General features: G+C 71.4%; 16 protein-coding genes. 10 read left to right on the forward strand and 6 right to left on the reverse strand.

Going from position 1 to position 21,330, the window contains the following annotated elements; genetic code table 11:
- Positions 1-40: 40 nt before the first annotated feature.
- The 8 genes from LXM50_RS10745 to LXM50_RS18745 all read left to right on the forward strand — a co-directional run bounded on the left by LXM50_RS10745 (position 41) and on the right by LXM50_RS18745 (position 12,331).
- On the forward strand, positions 41-1,039 hold the full coding sequence (locus tag LXM50_RS10745; protein WP_233311319.1) for an ABC transporter permease: 999 nt from the start codon (positions 41-43) through the stop codon (positions 1,037-1,039).
- Positions 1,039-2,985 (forward strand): dipeptide/oligopeptide/nickel ABC transporter permease/ATP-binding protein, encoded by a 1,947-nt coding sequence (locus tag LXM50_RS10750; RefSeq protein WP_233311320.1) that lies wholly within the window; start codon positions 1,039-1,041, stop codon positions 2,983-2,985. The genes LXM50_RS10745 and LXM50_RS10750 overlap by 1 nt, the downstream gene beginning before the upstream one ends.
- The gene (locus LXM50_RS10755) at positions 2,982-4,019 is read left to right on the forward strand and encodes an ABC transporter ATP-binding protein (protein WP_233311321.1); all 1,038 of its coding nucleotides are present in this window, start codon (positions 2,982-2,984) and stop codon (positions 4,017-4,019) included. The genes LXM50_RS10750 and LXM50_RS10755 overlap by 4 nt, the downstream gene beginning before the upstream one ends.
- A gap of 25 nt (positions 4,020-4,044) precedes the next feature.
- A complete protein-coding gene (locus LXM50_RS10760; RefSeq protein ID WP_233311322.1) occupies positions 4,045-7,380 on the forward strand; it encodes a serine hydrolase in 3,336 nt (1,111 codons plus the stop codon).
- Positions 7,380-8,513 (forward strand): M20 family metallopeptidase, encoded by a 1,134-nt coding sequence (locus LXM50_RS10765; RefSeq protein WP_233311323.1) that lies wholly within the window; start codon positions 7,380-7,382, stop codon positions 8,511-8,513. The genes LXM50_RS10760 and LXM50_RS10765 overlap by 1 nt, the downstream gene beginning before the upstream one ends.
- Positions 8,510-9,373, forward strand: a complete 864-nt coding sequence (locus LXM50_RS10770) for a GNAT family N-acetyltransferase (protein ID WP_233311324.1) — start codon at positions 8,510-8,512, stop codon at positions 9,371-9,373. Before LXM50_RS10765 ends, LXM50_RS10770 begins: the two co-directional genes overlap by 4 nt.
- Positions 9,370-10,476 (forward strand): o-succinylbenzoate synthase, encoded by a 1,107-nt coding sequence (menC, locus tag LXM50_RS10775; RefSeq protein WP_233311325.1) that lies wholly within the window; start codon positions 9,370-9,372, stop codon positions 10,474-10,476. The genes LXM50_RS10770 and menC overlap by 4 nt, the downstream gene beginning before the upstream one ends.
- 250 nt (positions 10,477-10,726) lie before the next feature.
- A complete protein-coding gene (locus LXM50_RS18745) occupies positions 10,727-12,331 on the forward strand; it encodes a CdaR family transcriptional regulator (RefSeq protein WP_233311326.1) in 1,605 nt (534 codons plus the stop codon).
- A gap of 23 nt (positions 12,332-12,354) precedes the next feature.
- Here the strand turns inward: LXM50_RS18745 and LXM50_RS10785 are convergent, their stop codons facing one another.
- Both LXM50_RS10785 and mgrA read right to left on the reverse strand, forming a co-directional pair.
- Positions 12,355-13,341 carry a 4-(cytidine 5'-diphospho)-2-C-methyl-D-erythritol kinase gene (locus LXM50_RS10785; RefSeq protein ID WP_233311327.1) on the reverse strand — a complete coding sequence of 329 codons (987 nt, stop codon included), beginning with the start codon at positions 13,339-13,341 and terminating at the stop codon, positions 12,355-12,357.
- Positions 13,342-13,345: 4 nt separating this feature from the next.
- Positions 13,346-14,413 (reverse strand): L-glyceraldehyde 3-phosphate reductase, encoded by a 1,068-nt coding sequence (gene mgrA, locus LXM50_RS10790; RefSeq protein WP_308192519.1) that lies wholly within the window; start codon positions 14,411-14,413, stop codon positions 13,346-13,348.
- 353 nt (positions 14,414-14,766) lie between these two features.
- On the opposite strand from mgrA, the gene LXM50_RS10795 reads away from it, so the two are divergent.
- Entirely contained in the window at positions 14,767-15,321 is a 555-nt protein-coding gene (locus LXM50_RS10795) for a hypothetical protein (RefSeq protein WP_374107825.1), read from the forward strand.
- 135 nt (positions 15,322-15,456) lie between these two features.
- Here LXM50_RS10795 and rsmA read toward each other — a convergent pair whose 3' ends face one another.
- On the reverse strand, positions 15,457-16,305 hold the full coding sequence (gene rsmA / locus LXM50_RS10800; protein ID WP_233311329.1) for a 16S rRNA (adenine(1518)-N(6)/adenine(1519)-N(6))-dimethyltransferase RsmA: 849 nt from the start codon (positions 16,303-16,305) through the stop codon (positions 15,457-15,459).
- A 36-nt stretch (positions 16,306-16,341) separates the two neighbouring features.
- Between rsmA and LXM50_RS10805 the strand changes: the two genes are divergently transcribed.
- On the forward strand, positions 16,342-17,625 hold the full coding sequence (locus LXM50_RS10805; protein WP_233311330.1) for an MFS transporter: 1,284 nt from the start codon (positions 16,342-16,344) through the stop codon (positions 17,623-17,625).
- On the opposite strand, the gene LXM50_RS10810 is transcribed toward LXM50_RS10805, so the two are convergent.
- From LXM50_RS10810 to LXM50_RS10820, 3 genes are all read right to left on the reverse strand, one after another.
- Positions 17,607-18,494, reverse strand: coding sequence for a TatD family hydrolase (locus LXM50_RS10810; protein WP_233311331.1), 888 nt, complete (start codon positions 18,492-18,494; stop codon positions 17,607-17,609). The two genes, LXM50_RS10805 and LXM50_RS10810, sit on opposite strands and share 19 nt — an antisense overlap.
- A gap of 4 nt (positions 18,495-18,498) precedes the next feature.
- Positions 18,499-20,076 (reverse strand): methionine--tRNA ligase, encoded by a 1,578-nt coding sequence (metG, locus tag LXM50_RS10815; protein WP_233311332.1) that lies wholly within the window; start codon positions 20,074-20,076, stop codon positions 18,499-18,501.
- Positions 20,077-20,142: 66 nt separating this feature from the next.
- A complete protein-coding gene (locus LXM50_RS10820; RefSeq protein ID WP_233311333.1) occupies positions 20,143-21,315 on the reverse strand; it encodes a serine hydrolase in 1,173 nt (390 codons plus the stop codon).
- Positions 21,316-21,330: the final 15 nt, after the last annotated feature.

Here is a 21,330-nt window from a genome sequence, read left to right on the forward strand (position 1 = left end):
GGACCCGCCTCGTCTTTTCCGCACCCGTGAGGACCCAGCCGTGACCAGCACCACCGCCACCCAGGCGATACTCATCCGATCCGCACGGTCGGGCAGCCCCTGGCTGTCCTTCCTGGTCCGTCGCGGAGGTCTCTTCGTCCTGTCGGTCTGGGTGCTGGTCACGGCTGCCTTCCTGATGATCCACCTGGTGCCGGGCGACCCCGTGCGCGCCGCCCTGGGACTGAACGCCCCCGTCGCCCTGGTCGAGGCGCGTCGAGCCGCACTCGGCCTGGACCAGCCGCTGATCGTGCAGTACCTGCACTACCTCGGCAACCTCTTCACCGGCGACATGGGCGTCTCGATGCTCACCAATCAGCCCGTCTCGGACATCATCGCGACCCGCCTCCCCGCGACGCTGCAGCTCGCGCTTCTCGCCGTGCTGGTGGTGCTGCTGGCCTCGGTGCCGATCGGCGTCACGATGGCGGTCGCGACGCGCGGCGGCCGCCGGCGCGGACTCGAGCTGAGCTTCGCGGTCGTGACCGTGGTGCTCGCCGCGATCCCCGAGTTCCTCCTCGCGGTCGGGCTCGTGTACCTCTTCGCCGTCTCGCTCGGCTGGCTCCCGATCGCCGGCGCCTCCGGACCGCTCTCCTTCGTGCTTCCCGTGACCGCGCTCGCGATCGGTCCGATCGCGGTGTTCTCCCGCCTGATCCGCGTCGAGGTGCTGAGCGTGCTGGGGCAGGACTACATCCGCACCGCCCGCGCCAAGCGACTGCTCCCCCGTCGCGTCTACACGCGCCACGCGCTCCCCAACGCGATGACGTCGACCCTCACCCTCACCGGGCTGCTGCTGGCCGGCATGGTCACCGGCACCGTCCTCGCGGAGAACGTCTTCGCCTGGCCGGGGCTCGGCACCATGATCGTGCAGTCGATCCTGACCAAGGACTACCCCGTGGTGCAGGCGATCGTCCTGGTCTACGGCATGGGCGTGCTGCTCGTGAACCTGGTGATCGACATCGCCCTCGCCGTCCTCGATCCGCGCTCCACGATCAAGGAGGCCTGATGTCCGCCGCAGCCACGATCAAGAAGGTCGTCCGCACCCCACTCGGATCCGTCTCACTGGCCCTCGTGCTCCTCCTCGTGCTCGTGGCTGTGCTGGGCCCGCTGGTCTGGGGCGCGCAGGCGGAGCAGATCGACCCGACCGCCGCCTACCGCGCCCCGAGCGCGGCCCACCTGCTCGGCACCGACGCCCTCGGCCGCGGCGTGCTCGCCCGCGTCATGGTCGCCACACGCCTGTCCCTGGGCCTCGCGATGGCCGCGGTGCTGATCGGCGTCGTCGCGGGGACCGTGCTCGGCACGGCCCCGGCGGTGCTGCCCCGGTGGGCGGGCCGCATCCTCTCCACGTTCGTCAACATCGCCGTCGCCTTCCCCGGGCTGCTGCTGGCGCTGTTCCTCGCCGTGATCTTCGGCGTGGGCACCGTCGGATCGGTCCTCGCGATCGGCTTCGCGATGGCCCCGGGCTTCGCGCGCCTGACCCAGACCCTGTCCGCGGCGATCGCCGGGCGCGACTTCATCGCCGCGGCGCGGGTGGCGGGCGTGTCGCGCTTCCGCGTGCTGCTCCGGCACGTCCTGCCCAACATCGGCGAGCCGCTCATCGTCAACGCGACGATCAGCGCGGGCGGCGCGCTCCTCGCCTTCGCCGGCCTGTCCTTCCTCGGGCTGGGCGTGCAGGTGCCGGCGTACGACTGGGGCCGGCTCCTCGGCGAGGGCCTCAACCGCATCTACCTGAACCCCGCCGCCGCGCTCGGTCCCGCCGCCGCGGTGGTGATCGCGGGACTCGCCTTCAACCTCCTCGGCGAGACCGCCGCCGCCGCCCTCGGCGGCCGGAACGCACGGCGCCCGCGCCGCCTCCCTCAGACCGCCCCCACGGGCGTCCCCGCGCACGCGCAGGTCGTGAACGATGACCTGGTTCTCCTCGTCGACGACCTGCGCGTGTCCTTCCCCGCAGCGGACGGCTGGGTCACCCCGGTCCGCGGCGTGAGCTTCTCGATCTCCCGCGGCGAGGCGATCGGCGTCGTCGGCGAGTCCGGATCCGGCAAGAGCCTGACCGCACTGGCCGCGGCGCAGCTCATCGAGCGCCCCGGTCACGTGGACGCGGCCCGGCTCGAGTTCTGCGGCACGCCGCTGCTCGACACCCCCGAGCGGACGCTGCGCCCCCTGCTCGGCACCTCGCTCGCGATGGTGTTCCAGGATCCGATGACCTCGTTCAACCCCACCCGCCGGATCGGCTCGCAGCTCGCGGAGGCCGCCACGGAGCACCAGGGCCTCCGCCGCACGGCGGCGATGGAGCGGGCGATCGAGCGGCTCAGGGCGGTGCGCGTACCGGCAGCCGAGCGCCGTGCACGTCAGTTCCCGCACGAGTTCTCCGGCGGCATGCGCCAGCGCGCGATGATCGCGATGGGCCTCATGAACCACCCGCGGCTCATCATCGCGGACGAGCCCACCACGGCGCTCGACGTCACCGTGCAGCGGCAGGTGCTGCAGCTGCTCGCGGGCGTGCGGCGCGACACCGAGGCCGCGATCCTGCTGATCAGCCACGACATCGCCGTCGTCGCTCAGACCTGCGATCGCGTGCTCGTGATGTACGCGGGACGCATCGTCGAGGATCTCCCCGCGAACCGGCTGAACGACAGCGCGCGTCATCCCTACACGCGGGCGCTGCTCGACGTCGTGCCCGAGCTCGACACCGACCGCGACGCACCGCTGCGGATGATCCCCGGCCGTCCGCCCGCGCCGGGGGCGTTCCCCGCCGGCTGCGGGTTCGCGGACCGCTGCCCGCTCGCCTCCGCGCTGTGCCGGGAGCAGGATCCCGCGCTCGTCGACGCCGGAGACGGGCACAGGGTGGCGTGCTGGCACCCGATCGACGGCGATCTGCCGGTCGCGGCGGTGCCCGCGATCACGACGGCCGTGCCGGTGCCCGAGCTCGAATCCGAGGAGGCCGTCCGATGAGCGAGCTGCGCTTCGATCAGGTGAGCGTGCGCTACGGCACCCACCGCTCCGGCCTCACCGCCGTCGACGATGTGAGCCTCGTCGTCCCGTCGGGCTCGGTCGTGGGCCTCGTCGGCGAATCCGGATCCGGCAAGTCGACGCTCGCCCGCGCCGCGATCGGCCTCGCGCCGATCAGCGGCGGCGCGATCACGCTCGACGGTGCTGACGTGCGCGCGCTCCGCCGACGCAGGCCCATCCAGATGGTCTTCCAGGATCCGTTCTCCTCCCTCGACCCGCGGATGAGCATCGGCGAATCGATCGCCGAGGCGCTGCCCCGCAGCCTGCGCGGCGGCGCGGCCCGGCGCGCCAGAGTGGCGGAGCTGCTGGAGATGGTCAGTCTCGACGCCGAGCGCGCCGGATCCCTCCCGGCGGCGCTCTCCGGCGGTCAGCGCCAGCGCATCGCCCTTGCTCGCGCGCTCGCTGCGGATCCCGAGGTCGTGATCGCCGACGAGATCACCTCGGCGCTCGACGTCTCGGTGCAGGGCTCGGTGCTCAACCTCGTCCGCGAGCTGCGGCGGGAGCTGTCGCTCACGATGCTGTTCATCTCGCACAACCTCGCCGTGGTCCGGTACCTCAGCGATCATCTCGCCGTGATGTATCTCGGCCGCATCGTCGAGTTCGGTCCGACCGAGCAGGTCCTCGCCGACCCGCAGCACCCGTACACGCAGGAGCTGCTGGCCGCCGCGCCGACCCGCAACGGCGACCTCCTGCGCACGGGCGGCGTCTCGACCCTCGACGCCGAGCCGCCGGACCCGCACTCCCCGCCGAACGGGTGCCGCTTCCACCCGCGGTGCCCGATCGGGCCCTCCGTGCATCCGGATCGCGCGGTCTGCCGCACCGTCATCCCGGTCCTGCCCACGGGCGTCCGCGGCGCCTCGTGCCACTTCTCGGCCTTCGGCGCCGAGCCGTCGGCCACCGCTGTGCCCGGCGCCCAAGAGGCAGCCGGCCTTTCGGCGGGCACGACAACATGCGCCGTCCCCGTGCGGACACAGTGAGTACCGACCACCGATTGGAGTCCGCATGAACCGCCCCGCGACCGTCGACGACCTCCTCGCCATCGCCTCCCCCGAGCAGCCCGCCCTCTCCCCGGACGGCACGCGCGTCGTGTACGCGCTGCGCACGACGGACCGCGACGCCGACCGCGACCTCCGATCGCTCTGGCAGGTCTCCACCAGCGGAGGCGGGCCCGAGCGGCTCACCCGCGGAGACGCCGACACCACGCCCGTGTGGAGTCCGGACGGATCCGCACTCGCGTTCCTGCGCGCCCAGCAGGGCCCCGCACAGCTCTGGGTCCTGCCCGCGTCCGGCGGCGAGGCCCGCGCGCTCACCGACCTGCCGCTCGGGGCCGGCTCCCCGCAGTGGAGCCCCGACGGCACGCGCATCGCGTTCGCCGCGCCGGTGGACAGCGCGGCCCTGCCCGGCGAGAGCGCCGAGACGATCCTCGCCCGCCGTTCCGCCCCGACCGTCGCCGATCGTCTCGGGTACAAGGCCGACGGTGCGGGCCGGCTCGGCACGCTCGTGCAGCAGCTGCACGTCGTCGACGTCGCCACCGGGGCCGTCACCGTGCTGACCCGCGGCCGCGCGCACGCCTCCGATCCGTTCTGGTCGCCCGACGGATCCCTGCTCGCATACTCCTCCGCGCCGGACGACGACGCCGATCTCACTCTGCGCATCCAGGTCTTCGTCACCTCCTCGACCGACGCAAACAGCGCCCCCGTGCGGGTGAGCGCCTCCGGGGTGCAGGCCGGCGCCGTCGGCTGGAGCGCCGACGGACGGCACGTGCTCGCCGCCGGCCGCAATGACACCGAGGTCGGCAACGCGGATCTGCTGCTCTTCCCGCTCGCGGACGGCGCCCCGACGAATCTCACCTCAGGGCTCGACCGCAACGTGATGCCCGGCGGTCCCGGATACCCCGGCGGCATGCCGCAGCACGCCGCCGACGGCGCGCTCGTGTTCTGCCTGCGTGAGAACGGTTCCTCCCACCTCTGGCGCATCGCGGAGGACGGCTCCGCCGCCCGCGCGCTCGTGGACGGCATGGCGAACGTCTCGGGGCTGTCCGTCGCGGGCTCGACCGCCGCGATCGTGCGGTCCGGCCCCGACTCCTTCGGCGAGGTCGTCCTCGTCGACCTGACCGACGGCACGACCACGGTGCTCACCGCGTCGCCCGACCCCGGGTTCGATCTCGTCCCCGCCGAGGAGCGGAGGTTCACGATCTCCGACGGCACCGTGGTCACCGGATGGCTACGGCGGGATCCGAACGCCTCCGGCCCGCTCGCGCTGCTGCTCGACGTGCACGGCGGACCGCACAACGCCTGGAACGGCGCGGCCGACCTGGTCCATCCCTACCACCAGGTGCTCGCGAGCCGCGGCTGGGCGATCCTCACCCTCAACCCACGCGGCAGCGACGGCTACGGGGACGCGTTCTTCCGCGCCGTGGCCGGCGGCTGGGGCGTGAGCGACGCGAACGACTTCCTCGAGCCGATCGACGCTCTCGTCGCAGAGGGCATCGCGGATCCGGCCCGCCTCGCCCTCACCGGATACAGCTACGGCGGGTTCATGACCTGCTATCTCACCTCGCGCGACGACCGCTTCGCGGCCGCCGTCGCCGGCGGCGTCGTGACCGACCTGTTCTCGATGGGCGGCACGTCCGACATGGGCCACTACCTCTCCGCGAAGGAGAACGGCGGCCTGCCGTGGCGCGACGAGGCTCTCATCTCGGCGCAGTCCCCGTTCACCCACGTCGACCGGGTCACCACGCCGACCCTGATCCTGCACGGCGCGGAGGACGACCGCTGCCCCGTCGGTCAGGCGGAGCAGTGGTTCACTGCGCTGCGCGAGCGCGACGTGCCGACGCGCCTCGTGCTGTATCCCGGCGGCTCGCACCTGTTCCCGCTGTCCGGTCCGCCCTCGCACCGGGCCGACTTCTCCCGACGTGTGATCGACTGGGTCGAGCAGTACGCCCCCGCCGCCGGCCGCCCTGTGCGCGCGCGACTGGACGCGCGGCACTGGCAGCAGCGGCTCAGCACGCTCGCGGCCGCGCACAAGGTGCCGGGTGCGACGCTCGGCATCCTCCGTCTCGGCGAGGATCCCGTGTTCGCCCGTCACGGCATCCTGAACGTGCGCACCGGAGTCGCCACGACGGATGACTCCCTGTTCCAGATCGGATCCATGACCAAGGTCTGGACGACCACCGCGATCATGCGGCTCGTGGACGACGGCGTGCTCGATCTCGACCGACCGGTCGTGGAGTACCTTCCCGAGTTCCGCTCGTCCGAGGACGAGATCACGAGGACCGTGACCCTCCGTCATCTGCTCACCCACACGAGCGGCATCGACGGCGACGTCTTCACCGACACCGGTCGCGGGGACGACGCTCTCGAGAAGTACGTCGGCATCCTGGACGGCGTCGCGCAGAACCATCCCATCGGCGCCACCATGTCCTATTGCAACTCGGGATTCGTTCTGGCCGGACGGGTGATCGAGAAGGTCACCGGAAAGACCTGGGACCAGGCTCTGCGGGACCTGGTCATGACGCCGCTCGGCCTCGAGCATTCGGCGACGCTGCCCGAGGAGGTGCTGCTGCACAGCGCGGCCGCGGGCCACACCGAGATCCTCGACGACGGTCCGAAGCTCGCCCCGGCCTGGATGCTGCCCCGGGCGATGGGACCGGCCGGGCTGGTCTGCTCCACGACGGCCGACGTGCTCGCCTTCGCGCGCATGCACCTCACCGGCGGCCTCGCCGCGGACGGCACCCGCGTGCTCTCCGAGCGCAGCGTGGCGCGCATGCAGCAGCGCGAGGTCGACATGCCGAACCCGTACACGCTCGGGGACGCCTGGGGCGTCGGCTGGATCCTCTTCGACTGGAACGGACGGCGGCTGTACGGCCACGACGGCAACACGATCGGCCAGTCCGCGTTCCTGCGCGTGCTGCCCGACGAGGGCGTCGCGGTCACCCTGCTGACGAACGGCGGAGGCGCGCACGACCTCTACCTCGAGCTGTTCGAGGAGATCTTCTCGGAGGTCGCCGACGTGCATCTCCCCGAGGAGCTCGCTCCGCCCGTGGATCCCTTCGTCGCCGACTTCTCGGAGCTGTTCGGCACCTACGACCGCGCCGGGGTGCGGGCGGAGGTGCTCGACTCGGATGCCGGGCTGAGGCTGCGGACGACGGTGACGGGACCGCTCGCGGCACTGCTCCCGGATCCGGTCGAGGAGCACGCGCTGATCCCGGTGCGGGAGAACGAGTTCGTCGTCCGGCCCGAGGGCACGCAGGCGTGGAACGCCGTGGTCTTCTACCGCCTCGCCAGCGGCGAGCAGTACCTGCACTACGGCGTGCGCGCGGCGCCGAAGGTCTCGTGATGGCGGCGCAGGCCCGCATCGCGGAGGCTCCTGAGGTCTCCCCCGACGTGATCGTCGCGGACATCGGCACGCTGGTGCGCTGCGAATCGCCCTCGCACGACGGGGAGGCGCTCCTGCGCAGCGCCGAGGTCACCGCGGCACTCGGCGAGCGCGTGCTCGGCGCCGCTCCCGAGCGCATCGTCATCGACGGCACGCCCCATCTGCGCTGGCGGTTCGGCACTCCCCGAGTGCTGCTGCTCGGACACCACGACACGGTGTGGCCGAGCGGATCCCTCGAGCGTCTCCCGTTCGGCGTCGAGGACGGCGTCCTGCGCGGGCCGGGCTGCTTCGACATGAAGACCGGCGTCGTGATGGCGCTGCACGCGGTCGCCGCGCTCGACGACCGCGAGGGCGTGAGCATCCTCATCACGGGCGACGAGGAGCTCGGATCGCCGTCGTCGCGCGCCCTCATCGAGAGCGAGGCGCGCGGCTGCGCGGCCGCTCTCGTGCTCGAGGCCTCGGCCGACGGCGGCGCGGTCAAGGTGGCACGCAAGGGCGTCTCGGTCTACCGCGTGCACGTCACCGGACGCGCCGCGCACGCGGGCCTCGAACCCGAACGCGGGGTGAACGCCTCGGTCGAGGCGGCCCACCTCATCCTCTCGATCGCAGCGCTGGGCGATGACGAGGCCGGCACGACGGTGACGCCCACGCTGCTCCGGGCGGGCACCGCCGGCAACACGGTGCCCGCGGAGGCCGAGTTCACCGTCGACGTGCGCGCGGTCACCCGCACCGAGCAGGACCGCGTCGACGCGGCGCTGCACGCCCTCGGCACGACCCTTCCCGGCGCCCTGGTGCGCATCGAGGACGGCCCGCGGAGCACGCCGATGGAGCGGAGCGCCTCCGCCGGCCTGTTCGCCCGTGCGCGCGCGATCGCGGACGAGCTGGGCCTGGCCCCGCTCGAGGGCGTCGCCGTGGGCGGCGGCTCGGACGGCAACCACACGGCCGGCATCGGAGTGCCGACGCTCGACGGCCTCGGCGCGGTCGGCGGCGGTGCGCATGCCGACGACGAGCACGTGATCGTCGACATGATCCCCGAGCGCATCGCCCTGGTGCGAGAACTCATCGCGGACGTCCTGACAGGAGGCGGAAGATGACCATCATGGGAACCTCCATGCAGGAGACCGCGGCCGCCGCGAGTGCCGCCGACGCCGCTGCGGCGGAGGCCGGAATCGAGATCCGGATCCTCTCCCGGGTCGAGGAGTTCGCCCAGGTGACCGCACTCTTCCGCGGCATCTGGACCGCGGCGGGCGACCGCGCGCCGGTCAACGTGGAGACGCTGCGCGCGCTCTCGAAGGCCGGCAGCTACGTCGGAGGGGCCTACGAGGGCGATGAGCTCGTGGGCGCGTGCTTCGGCTTCTTCGCGGCACCGGAGCGGCGCGCGCTGCACAGTCACATCGCGGGGGTCTCCGCGCGCATGCGCGGACGGAACGTGGGCTTCGCGCTCAAGGTGCACCAGCGATCCTGGGCGCTCGAGCACGGCCTCGACGAGATCTCCTGGACGTTCGACCCGCTGATCAGTCGCAACGCCTACTTCAACCTCGTGAAGCTCGCGGCCACGCCGACGGGATACCTCCGCAACTTCTACGGTCAGATGAGCGATGCGCTGAACGGCGCCGACGACACCGATCGCATGCTGGTCACCTGGTATCTGCACGATCCGGCGGTGTCGGCAGCCTGTCGCGGCTCCGCCCCCGCGACGACGACAGGGCCGGCCGACACGCTGCTCGGCCGGGAGGACGACACGATGCCGGTCGTGCGCGAGACCTCGGCCCGGCTCGTCCGCGTCTCGCTCCCCCGGGACATCGAATCCCTCCGTCGCACGGATCCGGAGCTCGCCACGCGCTGGCGACTCGCCGTGCGCGCGACCCTCGGCGACCTCATGGACGACGGAGCGCGCGTGCTCTCCTTCGATCGCTCCGGCGCCTACACCATCGACAGAGGAGAAGTGCAATGAAGCTCAGCGGGATCGAACTCCGCGTCATCGAGATGCCCCTGGTGTCTCCGTTCCGCACATCGTTCGGAGTCGCGACCGCACGCGAGGCGCTGCTCGTGCGGGCCGTGACGGATGAGGCCGAGGGCTGGGGCGAGGGCGTCGCGATGGCCGATCCGCTGTACTCCTCCGAGTACGTCGAGGCGAGCGTCGACGTGATCACCCGCTTCCTGCTGCCCGCCCTGGCCCAGGTGCCGGACCTCGACGCGTCCAAGGTCGCGCCCGCCCTGGCGAAGTTCAAGGGGCACCGGATGTCGAAGGCGGCCGTCGAGCTCGCGATCCTCGATGCCGAGCTGCGTGCCAAGGGCGTGCCGCTCTCCCGGGAGCTGGGCGCCGTGCGCTCGCAGGTCGACTGCGGCGTGTCCGTCGGGATCATGGACTCGATCCCCGAGCTCCTCGACGCCGTGGGCGGCTATCTGGACGAGGGCTATGTCCGGATCAAGCTGAAGATCGAGCCGGGCTGGGACGTCGAGCCCGTGCGCGCCGTCCGCGAGCGGTTCGGCGACGACGTGCTGCTGCAGGTGGATGCCAACACGGCGTACCACCGCGGCGATGCGGGACACCTCGCCCGCCTCGACCCGTTCGACCTGCTGCTCATCGAGCAGCCGCTGGACGAGGAGGATCTGCTCGGCCACGCCCAGCTGGCGAAGGCGGTGCGGACGCCGATCTGCCTGGACGAGTCGATCGTGTCCGCCCGCGCGGCGGCCGATGCGATCGCCCTCGGCGCATGCTCGATCGTGAACATCAAGCCCGGTCGGGTCGGCGGCTATCTCGAGGCGCGGCGGATCCACGACGTCTGCGCCGCCAACGACATCCCCGTCTGGTGCGGCGGCATGCTCGAGACGGGGATCGGGCGGGCGGCCAACGTCGCACTCGCCGCGCTTCCCGGCTTCACGCTCCCCGGCGACACGTCCGGCTCGAACCGCTACTACACGCGCGACATCACGGATCCGTTCGTGATCGACGACGGCACTCTCGCAGTGCCCACGGGCCCCGGGATCGGCGTGACCCCGACCGCCGAGGCGCTCGAGGAGGTCACGGTCCGCACCGAGTGGATCACCTTCTGACGCGGAAACCTCTTCCGAGGCCGAGGAGGGCGGCCCCGCATCCGCGGGACCGCCCTCCTTCGTCGTCAGCGGGCCTCACCCGAGCCGGAACCCGCATGACCCGCCTCGCGCGCACCGCCCGTTCGTTGATTCCGACGAACTCCGCCCTCGATTCGGGCGTCCCGCACCATCGCGAGCCTCGCACCCGAGCCCTATCCTGGGGGCTGTGCTCATGTCAGTGACGACGCGTCCACGTGCCAGTCTCGGTCGCGTGGTGGAGGACCTCGGCACCACGCTGCTCGAGGTGGTGTGCGGCGCGGCCGACGGCGACGCCGAGATCGAGACCGTCGTCATCCACGACGTGCTCGACGACGGGATGCCGATGCGCGGAGCGATGGTGCTCGGCGTGGGGCTGAGCGACCCGGCCGAGATCGCCGACCTGCTCGCCGCCCTCGCCGCGCAGCAGGCCACCGCCCTCGTCCTGCGCGCCCCGGTGCGTGCGGAGGAGCAGGTGCTCGCCGCGTCCGAAGCCGCGGGCATCCCGGTGCTGGCCCTCACGCGCGGCGCATCCTGGGCGCAGCTGGCAGCCATGCTCCGCTCCCTGATCGCCGAGGGCGACGTCGGCGACCAGGGCGCGCAGACGCTCGGCGGAATGCCCTCGGGTGATCTGTTCGCGCTCGCCAACGCGATCGCCACCCTCCTCAACGCGCCGGTCACCATCGAGGACCGCAACTCGCGCGTCGTGGCCTTCTCCGGACGCCAGGACGAAGCCGATCCCGCCCGTGTCGAGACGGTCCTGGGCCGCCAGGTGCCGGAGCGGTTCACCCGTCAGCTCGAGGAGCGCGGCGTCTTCGGAGATCTCTACCGCAGCGAGGATCCGATCGACATCGATCCGGTCGACGCCGACGGGGTTCCGTCCTTCCCCCGGGTCGCCCTCGCCGTCCGCGCGGGCGACGAGATCCTCGGCTCGATCTGGGCCGCCGTGCACGAACCCCTCACCGCGGATCGCGTGCGCGCGCTCAAGGACTCCGCCGGGCTCGTCGCCCTGCACATGCTCCGCCAGCGCGCGGGCGCCGATGTCGAGCGGCGGCTCCGCGCCGACCTGCTCGCCACCGTCCTGGAAGGCGGGACCGGTGCCGCGGATGCCGCCTCCCGGCTGCGTCTCGACGGACACCGCTGCGTCGTGCTCGCCCTCGCCGCCGCGGATCGCTTCGGAGACGAGTCCTCCGCGGACGCCAGAGCCATCGCGGAGCGGCAGCACATCGCGGACGCGTTCGCGATGCATCTCGGCGCGGTGTACCTGCGTTCGGCGGTCGCGCCGATCGGCGACGTCGTCTACGCGGTCGTCGGGATCCGCGCCGATCACGGCGATGCCGACCTCCGCGCATCGCGGGTCGCGTCCGACTTCCTCGGCCGCCTCGGCAGCACCCGCGAGGTGCGCGTCGGAGTCGGCACGGTCGCGGAGGACATGCAGAGCATCCCCGCGTCGCGCATGAACGCGGATCGCGCGCTGCGCGTGCTCCAGCACTCCCGGCATCGCGAACCCGTGGCGCTGTTCACCGCGGTGCAGGTGGACGCGCTGCTCGTCGAGCTCGGCGATCTCGCCCGCGCGCGAGGGGATCAGCCGACCGGCCCGGTCCGCCTGCTGATCGACCACGATCGCGAGAAGGGCACCCAGCTCATCGAGACATTGCGGGCCTGGCTGGACGCGTTCGGAGATGTCAGCATCGCGGCCGCCCGCATCTACACGCACCCGAACACGTTCCGCTATCGGCTGCGCCGGCTCGCCGAGATCAGCGGTTTGGACCTTGCGGACCCCGAATCGCGGTTCTCCGCGATGATGCAGCTGCGCCTGCTCACCGCCGAGAAGCGCTGAGCCCCGGCTCGACCTTCAGGAGCTCAGTCGTCGGCGGCGACGACGTGCGCGCCGCGCACCGGGCCATGCGCTCGCAGCGCCGTGCGCCCCCACCCGCGCAGCCGCTCGGCGGTGCTGTCGGCGCCCTCGGCGCTCTCGCAGAGGAAGGCGAGGGTGGGACCCGAACCCGACACGATCCCGCCGACGACCGGGCCACCGCCTCCGCCGATCACCTCGTCGATGAGCTCCTCCAGCGCCGGCCGCAGCCGGAAGGATCCGGCCTCCAGCTGGTTGCGCAGGCTCTGGCCGAGCTCGAACGCCTCGCCGGAGAGCAGGGATTCGAAGAAGGAGGGCGGCACCTGGACGGGATCCAGCCGTCGCCGCTGCGCGTGGCCCTCCGGGTCGCTCTGCAGGTCCTCGGCCATGACCATGTCGAAGGCGCGGTACACGGCGGGCGTGGACAGCCCCTCGTCGTCGAGGAGCAGCACCCACTCGTATCGGCCGCGCGACAGCGCCGGCGTCAGCACGTCGCCGCGCCCCGAGCCGACGGCGGTTCCGCCCATGAGCGAGAACGGCACATCGGCGCCGAGCCGGGCGCCGAGCTCATGCAGGCGCCCGTGGTCGAGGCCCGTGCGCCACAGCTCGTTGCAGGCGACGAGGGCGCCCGCGGCGTCGGCGGACCCTCCCCCCATGCCGCCCGCGACGGGCACGCTCTTGTGCACGTCCAGATGAACACCGCCGTCGTACCCGGTCGCCGCGGCGAGCACCTTGGCCGCGCGCATGGCGAGGTTGCGGTCGTCGAGCGGGACCGTGGACGGATCCGCGACGCCCGACACGCTGATCGTGAAGTCGTCGGCATGCGTCGCGATCACGTCCTCATAGAGCGAGACCGCCTGGAACACCGTGGAGAGCTCGTGGTAGCCGTCGTCATCGAGATCCCCCACCCCGAGGAAGAGGTTCACCTTCCCCGGTGCGCGCACGTGCACGCGGCGCAACGGCTGCTCGTCCGACTGCTCCTCCGCGATGCTCATCGGCTCACAGCTCCGATGAGACCGACCACAGGTTCACGTCGAGACCCGCCCCGGCGATGCCGTCGATGCGCGCGATCTCCGCAGCGGTGAGCTCGGGCGCGTCCAGCGCGGCGAGGTTCTCGTCGAGCTGCGCCGGACGCGAGGCGCCGATGAGCGCCGAGGCAACGACGCCGTCGCGCAGCACCCACTGCAGTGCGAGCTGGGCGAGGCTCTGCCCGCGCTCCCTGGCGAGCTCGTTCAGGGCACGCAGGACGGCGAGTCCCTCCGCGCTGAGCGGCTTGTCCGGCAGCGAGCCGCGCTTCTGGGCCCGCGCGGCGGTGCCGTCGCCGAGGTACTTGTCGGTGAGCAGCCCCTGCGCGAGCGGCGTGAACGCGATCGCTCCCATCCCCTCCTCGCGGAGGGTCTCGGTCAGGCCGTCCTCCACCCAGCGGTTCAGGATGGAGTACGAGGGCTGGTGGATGACCAGCGGCGTGCCCAGCTCCCGGGCGACGTCCACCGCGGCCTCGGTGCGCTCGGCGCTGTACGAGGAGATCCCGACGTACAGAGCCTTGCCCTGGCGGACCAGGGTGTCCAGCGCCGCGATCGTCTCCTCGACGGGGGTGACCGGATCCACCCGGTGCGAGTAGAAGATGTCGACGTAGTCCAGCCCCATCCTGGTCAGCGACTGCTCGGCGCTCGCGAGGATGTACTTGCGGCTGCCGAGGTCGCCGTACGGTCCCGGCCACATGTCCCAGCCGGCCTTCGACGAGATGATCAGCTCGTCGCGGTAGGGCCGGAAGTCCTCCGCGAAGATGCGGCCGAAGTTCTTCTCGGCGGATCCGTACGGCGGGCCGTAGTTGTTCGCCAGGTCGAAGTGCGTGATGCCCCGGTCGAAGGCGTGCCGCAGCAGGGCGCGCTGGTCGTCCAGCGGGATGTTGTCCCCGAAGTTCCACCACAGTCCGAGCGAGATCGCCGGCAGGTACAGACCGGAGGATCCGACCTGCCGGAAATGTGCTCCCTCGTAGCGGTCCGCCGCGGCGGTGTAGGGGCGGTGGATATCGAGGACGTCTGGGCGGAAGCGCGGCTCGGTCACCGTCCCAGGTTAGCGTCGCCACTCCTTTTCGGTGCCCGTCCGACGCGCGGGACGCAGAAGGCGACTCCGCTCCGCAGCTCGCACCGGTCGCCGTGGCACCCCAGGATCGCTATGATGATCCGCCAACCGCGGACCGAGCCCGATCCGCGTCCGATCACGCTCGCCCGAGTGCGGATCCAAACCCGGCCAGTGCATTCGCCCGAGCGTGCGGCGACAGGATCGTCATGCACCGGCACCGGCGTGTACCGCTCGTCCTCTCCGCGGCAGGCGTGCTCTGCGCGAGCATTCCCGCGGCCGCTCTGACGACGTCCGACCCCCATTGGTGGTTGTCCTGCTTCAGTCAGCTCGGCGCCATGGACGACGCCTCCAGCCTGCTCTTCAACGGCGGCATGGTCCTGACCGGCGCCGTGATCGCGCTCTCCGCGCTGCCTGTCATGCGCGGTCTCCGTGCGGCTTCCGCCGCGGGATTCCGGGCGCACAGCGCCGCTCCGGCCCTCGTGCCGCTGCTCATCGCGACCCTCGGGCTCAGCCTCATCCTCATCGGGGTGCTGCCGCTCTCGTTCAACGTCTTCGCGCACGAGCGCGCGGCCAACGGAGCGCTCGCCTCGTCGGCCGGACTGCTGCTGCTGCATCGCCGCTATCTGCGGGGCCTGTCCCGGAGCCTGGACCGCATCGCGACGGGAGCGGTCGTCGTCCTGACTCTCGGCATGGCCGGACTGGTCGCGGGCCTGCTCACCCTGACGGTGTTCGAAGCGCTTGCGTTCGGCTCGGTCATCACCTGGCTGCATGCCCTCGAGACACGCGCGAAGCGATTCCCCACCGCCCCGGCGGTGTCATTCACGGCAAACTCTCAGCATTTGATCTTGTCCCCCATTTGGGGGACAAGGCCATCCGGTGTTACTGTCTAGACCTCAGCTGAGGAATGTCGACCGGGACTGGGGACTCGGCCGACATGAAGGTACCTCCAGTCGAAGTGAATGTGCCCTCTCGGGAACCCGATCCCGAGAGGGCACAACTTTGCCCTGGGGGCGACCTCGACGCGCTCAGGCGGCCGGCGCCGCCCGCGCGATGCGATGGTAGTCGTCGACGGTGAGGTCCTCCCCGCGCGCGGTCGGTGCGACCCCGGCGGACTCGAGCACGGCCGACGCCTCGGCGGAGCTGCCGAAGATCCCGGACAGCGCCTGGCGCAGCATCTTGCGGCGCTGGTTGAACGCCGCATCCACGATCGCGAACGTGCGCAGGCGCTCCTGTTCGGATCCGCGCGGCTCGGGATCGCGATGGAACCCGACGAGCAGGCTGTCGACGTTCGGCACCGGCCAGAAGACCTGGCGCGACACCGTCCCGCTGAGCTTCCACGGCCCGTACCAGGCGGCCTTGACACTGGGCGTGCCGTAGATCTTCGAACCGGGCTTCGCCGCGAGGCGCTCGGCGACCTCGGCCTGCACCATGACGACGCCGCGCTCGAGGTAGGGGAAGGTCTCGAGGAAGTGCAGCAGCACCGGCACCGACACGTTGTAGGGCAGGTTCGCGACGAGCACCGTCGGGTTCCCCGGCAGTGCCGTCACGCGCATCGCGTCGGCATCGACCACAGTCAGCGCACCCTCGGGCACACCGCGGTCCTGAGCGGTCTGCGGCAGGCGCTCGGCGAGGCGGTGGTCGATCTCGACGGCCGTGACGCTCGCCCCCGTCTCGAGGATCGCGAGCGTGAGGGACCCGAGGCCGGGCCCGATCTCCACGACCCGCTCGGAGGGCTGGACGTCGGCGGCCTGGACGATCTTGCGCACCGTGTTCGCGTCGACGACGAAGTTCTGGCCGAGCTTCTTGGTGGGCGTCACATCGAGTTCGGCGGCGAGCCGGCGGATGTCGGCGGCGCCGAGCAGGGAGACGGTCATCTGACCATTGTCCCCTACGCTCGATAGTCTTCTCGGATGCCCCGGATCGGTGAACTCGTCGCGCCTCGGCGCATGGGCAGGGATTTCCGCTGGCTGCTCGCCTCCAGCTGGACCAGCAACGTCGGCGACGGCGTGGCGCTGGCCGCCGCTCCCCTGCTGATCGCGTCGATGACCTCGTCGCCGATCCTCGTCGCGTCCGGTGCGATCCTGCAGTTCCTGCCCTGGCTGGTGTTCGGCCTGCATGCGGGCGCGATCGCCGATCGCTTCGACCGTCGCCGGCTCGTCATGGTCGCGAACGCGGCACGAGCGGTGGTGCTGCTGGCACTGTGCGCGTTCCTGGTGACGGGCATGGCGAACATCTGGATCGTGCTGGCCTCCGCGTTCCTCTACGGGACCGCGGAGGTGTTCGTCGACACGGCAGGATCCACGCTGCTGCCGATGCTCCTGAAGCCGGCCGACCTCGGTCTCGGCAACGCCCGTCTGCAGGCCGGGTTCCTCGTCGCCAACCAGTTCGCCGGTCCCCCGCTCGGTGCGTTCCTCTTCGCCGCCGGGCACGCGTGGCCCTTCCTCCTCGAGGCGGTGTGCGTGAGCCTGGCGGTCGTGCTGATCTCGCGCATCGCGCGCACACCCGTGCCGCCGCGCGACTCGATCGACGCGACCGGGGCCGATGCCGCCGCCCGCACGAAGGTGCACACCGACATCGCGGAGGGCCTGCGGTGGCTGTGGCGCAACCCGCCGGTGCGGATGCTCGTGGTCATCATCCTGCTGTTCAACGTGACCTGGGCCGCGCCCTGGGGCGTGCTCGTGCTGTACGCCACGGAGCACCTGCACATGGGCGCGGTCGGCTACGGCATGCTGACCACGGCGTCCGCGACCGGCGGGCTGCTGGCCACGCTGAGCTTCGGCTGGCTCGAACGCCACGTGTCTTTCGCCACCATGATGCGGGTCTGCCTGTCCCTCGAGGTGGTGATGCACCTCGCGTTCGCGCTGACGACGCAGGGCTGGATCGCGCTGCTGATCATGTTCGTGTTCGGGTTCTACGCGTTCGTCTGGGGCACGATCTCGACGACCGTGCGTCAGCGTCTCGTACCGCATGAGCTGCAGGGCCGGGTGTCGTCCGTGAACTCGGTCGGCGTGTTCGGCGGGATGGTGATCGGGCAGGCGCTGGGCGGAGTGATCGCACAGGCGTGGGGGCTCACGGCCCCGTGGTGGTTCGCCTTCGCGGGCGCCGCGCTCACGCTGCTGTTCGTCTGGCGTCCGATCTCGCAGATCGTCTCCGCGCGCCCGGTGCTCGACGACGTTCAGGCGAACGAGCCGTAGACCTCGAGGGTGTTCGCGGCGATCTGCGCACCCAGCTCGTCGGCGTCGATGCCGAGCTCGGCCGCCATGAAGCGCAGGGTGAGCGGGATCAGGTACGGGGCGTTCGGACGCCCGCGCAGCGGCACCGGCGTCAGGAACGGCGCGTCGGTCTCGATCAGGATCCGGTCCCGTGGCGCGACCGCGAGCGCGTCGCGCAGGTTCTGGGCGTTCTTGAACGTCACGTTGCCCGCGAACGACAGGTAGTAGCCGGCGTCCGCGCAGACGCGCGCCATGGCCTCGTCCCCGGAGAAGCAGTGGAACACCGTGCGGTCCGGTGCGCCGATGCGGCGCAGCGTCTCCAGCACGTCGTCATGCGCATCGCGGTCGTGGATCTGCATCGCCACGCGGTGCTTCTTCGCGAGGGCGATATGCGCCTCGAACGAGGCGTGCTGGGCCGCGCGCCCCTGCTCCTCCGTGCGGAAGTAGTCGAGCCCGGTCTCGCCGATGGCGCGGGTGCGCGGGCGCGCCGCGAGCTCGTCGATCACCGCGATCGCCTCATCCAGGCGCCCCGCCTCGGCGTACGTCGGGGCATCGTTCGGGTGGATCGCGACGGCGGCGAGCACGCGCGGATCCGACTCCGCAGCGTCCACGGCCCAGCGGGACGACTCGATGTCGCCCGACGCCTGCACGACGCCGAGGACGCCGACCGCCTGCGCCCTGTCCAGCTGCTCGACGAGCGTCAGCGAGGACTCCCCGTCGGCGATCTCGAGGTGGCAGTGGTTGTCGTACACCGGCACCGCGAGCGGCTCCGGCGCGGCCGGGTAGCGCAGGTCCTTGCGCCCCTCGGTCGCGCGTTCGCGCACGTAGGTGTCGGGGGTGGCGTCGCTCACGCGCTCAGGCCGTGGCCTCGATGCGCGGGAACAGCGGCGAGAGCGTCTGCACGGCGGTGCCTGCGGGCAGCCGGCCCCAGCGTCCGGCCTCGCGCAGCGGCTGCGCCGACAGCGCGCCGAGGCCGCCCTCGGCCCCGAGCGCGGCCCACAGCTTGGCGGTCGACTGCGGCATCACCGGTGACAGCAGCGTGGCGAGTGCGCGCAGCCCCTCGGCACAGGTGTACAGCACGGTGCCGAGGCGCTCGCGCTGCTCGTCGTCCTTGGCCAGGGCCCAGGGCTCGTTGTCGGTGATGTAGCCGTTGAGCGCGTCGACGATCGTCCACACGTCGGCGATGGCCTCGTCGATACGGAACCGCTCGACGGCGGCATCGGCGTCGACCGCGGCCTTCGCGACGAGCTGCTGCACCGCGAGGTCCTGCGCGGCGTACTCCCCCGCCGACGGCACGACGCCGTCGAAGTAGCGCTCGATCATCGCGATCGTGCGCGACGCGAGGTTGCCGAACCCGTTCGCGAGCTCGGCCTGATAGCGCGCCGACAGATCCTCCCAGGAGAAGGATCCGTCCTGCCCGAAGGCGATCGCGGAGAGGAAGTAGAACCGGTACGCATCGGATCCGAAGACATCGGTGATCTCGGACGGGGCGATGCCGGTGAGCTTCGACTTCGACATCTTCTCGCCGCCGACGAGCAGCCAGCCGTGCGCGAACACGCCCTTCGGGACCTCGAGGCCCGCCGCCATGAGCATGGCCGGCCAGATGACGGCGTGGAAGCGCAGGATGTCCTTGCCCACCACGTGGTAGGCGGGCCAGCGGCGATCGAACGTCGCCTCATCGGATCCGTAGCCGACCGCGGTCACGTAGTTGAGCAGCGCGTCGACCCAGACGTAGATGACGTGCGAGGTGTCCCAGGGCAGCGGGATGCCCCAGTCGAACGTGGAGCGCGAGATGGAGAGATCCTTGAGGCCCTGCGAGACGAACGAGACGACCTCGTTGCGCGCCGAGTCGGGGCGCACGAAGTCGGGCTCGGTCTTGTAGAGCTCGAGCAGGCGGTCCTGGAACTCGCTGAGCTTGAAGAAGTAATTCTTCTCCTGGAGCAGCTCCAGCGGCTTGGAGTGGATCGCGCAGACCTTGAGGCCCTCGAAGGGGCCGGTGCCGTCGACGATCTCGGACTCGGGCTTGAACTCCTCGCAGCCCACGCAGTACAGCGCCTCGTACTCGCCGGCGTATATGTACCCCGCGTCGTAGAGCTTCTGGAAGAAGACCTGCACGTTGGTCTCGTGCCGCTCCTGCGTGGTGCGGATGAAGTCGTCGTTGGCGACGTCGAGGGTCGTCAGCAGCGGGAACCAGCTCTCGCTGACCAGCTTGTCCACCCACTCCTGCGGGGTCACCCCGTTCGCCGCGGCGGCGCGCAGCATCTTCTGCCCGTGCTCGTCGGTGCCGGTGAGCATCCAGGTGTCATCGCCCGACTGGCGGTGCCAGCGCGCGAGGGTGTCCACGGCGACGCTGGTGTAGCCGTGGCCGATGTGGGGCACGTCGGACGGGTAGTAGATCGGCGTGGTGATGTAGAAGGACTCGCCTGCGGGCATGCGTTCGATTCTAGGCGGGATGAGAGGGCCGGTTCGGACGATGACGGCGGCAGCGCACCGGCGGCCTCACGGCCCGAGGGCGACGACCAGCCGCGCGAAGACATCGGGCGCGGGCGCCTTCGACGACCCCGGTCCCTCGATGTCGCTGCCGACGAGCACGATCACGGTCACGTCACGGGCGTCGTTGTGGAAGACGGTGGTCGTGTAGCCCGGGATGTCGCCGTCGTGGCCCCACCAGCCGTCGCGTCGGCCGATTCCGATGCCGTAGCCGCTGGTGTCGTTGTTGGGCGCGGGCGAGGTGAGGATCGAGTCGCGCCGCACCTTCTCCATCGCCGGGGTGAGCACGCCGTCCCCGGTGAACAGCGCGTGCGCCCAGCGGGTCATGTCGTCCATCGTCGAGACCACCTGCCCCGCCGCGCCCGCGAAGGTGGGCGTGAAGTGCGTGGCGTCCCGTGTCGTCGATCCGGTCGCGCCCTGCGCGGTGACCCCGGACAGGCTCGGCGCCGGCAGCGCCGTGCCCGACGGGTACGACGACTGGGTCATGCCGAGCGGGTCGAAGATCCGCTTCTGGAACACGGTGGCGAGCGGTTCGCCGGTGACCTTCTCGATCATCTGCCCGAGGGCGATGTAGTTCGAGTTGGAGTACTGCCAGCCCGTTCCGGTCGGGAACGAGGCCGGCAGGGTGCGCACGCCGTCGAGGAGTTCCGCCGGGGTCCACGGCCGGGACGGATCGTCGAGGTAGGTCTGGGTGATCTGCGGATCCAGCGTGTACGAGGGGATGCCGCTGGTCATGTCGGCGACCTGCCGCAACGTGGCGTCGCCATTCGGCAACCCGGGCACGTACTGCGAGATCGGATCGTCCAGAGAGACCTTCTTCTCCCCCACCAGCTGCAGCAGGATCGTCGCCGTCATGGTCTTGGTGAGGCTGCCGATCCGCGTGTGGTCATCGGCTGCGGGGGCCGCGGATCCGGCGCCGCTCGCGGTGCCGGTCGACCCGGTCCAGGTGCCGTCCGGGGTGATCACGCGCGCGATGGCGCCGGGGAAGCCGATCGCCGCGCGGGCATCGTCGAGGGCCTTCTGCAGCGCCGCAGCCGCGGGCAGGGCGTGCGCCGAGGCCGTCGGGCCCGGCGACCCGGCGCCGGGGGAAGCTCCGGAACAGCCCGTCAGCACGAGCATCGCGGCCGCGAGGGCCGTCGCGATGCCCTTCGGCACCCGTCGCTGCTGCACGATCCTGGACATGTCCCGCCGCCTTCC

This window comes from Microbacterium sp. Au-Mic1 (assembly GCF_021341785.1).
Lineage (GTDB): Bacteria > Actinomycetota > Actinomycetes > Actinomycetales > Microbacteriaceae > Microbacterium.

Bases quoted from the DNA above. Each gene is read 5' to 3' on its own strand.
- LXM50_RS10750 (WP_233311320.1), top strand. From the start codon at position 1,039: ATGTCCGCCGCAGCCACGATCAAGAAGGTCGTCCGCACCCCACTCGGA.
- LXM50_RS10755 (WP_233311321.1), top strand. From the start codon at position 2,982: ATGAGCGAGCTGCGCTTCGATCAGGTGAGCGTGCGCTACGGCACCCAC.
- LXM50_RS10760 (WP_233311322.1), top strand. From the start codon at position 4,045: ATGAACCGCCCCGCGACCGTCGACGACCTCCTCGCCATCGCCTCCCCC.
- LXM50_RS10765 (WP_233311323.1), top strand. From the start codon at position 7,380: ATGGCGGCGCAGGCCCGCATCGCGGAGGCTCCTGAGGTCTCCCCCGAC.
- LXM50_RS10770 (WP_233311324.1), top strand. From the start codon at position 8,510: ATGACCATCATGGGAACCTCCATGCAGGAGACCGCGGCCGCCGCGAGT.
- menC (WP_233311325.1), top strand. From the start codon at position 9,370: ATGAAGCTCAGCGGGATCGAACTCCGCGTCATCGAGATGCCCCTGGTG.
- LXM50_RS10785 (WP_233311327.1), bottom strand. From the start codon at position 13,341: ATGAGCATCGCGGAGGAGCAGTCGGACGAGCAGCCGTTGCGCCGCGTG.
- LXM50_RS10795 (WP_374107825.1), top strand. From the start codon at position 14,767: ATGGACGACGCCTCCAGCCTGCTCTTCAACGGCGGCATGGTCCTGACC.
- rsmA (WP_233311329.1), bottom strand. From the start codon at position 16,305: ATGACCGTCTCCCTGCTCGGCGCCGCCGACATCCGCCGGCTCGCCGCC.
- LXM50_RS10805 (WP_233311330.1), top strand. From the start codon at position 16,342: ATGCCCCGGATCGGTGAACTCGTCGCGCCTCGGCGCATGGGCAGGGAT.
- metG (WP_233311332.1), bottom strand. From the start codon at position 20,076: ATGCCCGCAGGCGAGTCCTTCTACATCACCACGCCGATCTACTACCCG.
- LXM50_RS10820 (WP_233311333.1), bottom strand. From the start codon at position 21,315: ATGTCCAGGATCGTGCAGCAGCGACGGGTGCCGAAGGGCATCGCGACG.